The following is a 243-nucleotide window of genomic DNA, read 5'->3' as shown; positions in this document are numbered from 1 at the left end:
CAGCTCACTACTGTTACTGGATAAGCCATTTGGATTTATGGCTCTAATAGGCGCAATTACTTTGACCAGTATGATCATTAAAAACGGCATTGTATTGATGGACCAAATTGAGCTTGAAAGGCGCAACGGCCTTGAACTCTCTGATGCGATAAAAGAAGCTACCATGAACCGTACCATGGCGATTTCTATGGGGGCATTGACCACAGCATTGGGCATGATTCCGCTTCTGGGCGATCTATTGTT

Annotated in this window: 1 protein-coding gene; it reads left to right on the top strand. The window is 44.4% G+C overall.

Annotation, left to right across the window (positions count from 1 at the left end):
• Nucleotides 1-243: efflux RND transporter permease subunit (locus AB4585_RS28485; RefSeq protein WP_372172128.1), on the top strand; the 243-nt coding region annotated here is incomplete at both ends.

It is taken from the genome of Vibrio sp. 10N.222.49.C9 (assembly GCF_041474985.1).
Lineage (GTDB): Bacteria > Pseudomonadota > Gammaproteobacteria > Enterobacterales > Vibrionaceae > Vibrio > Vibrio crassostreae_C.
Note: the sequence above shows the minus strand (reverse complement) of the source record. Positions and strands in the feature narration are given on the sequence as shown.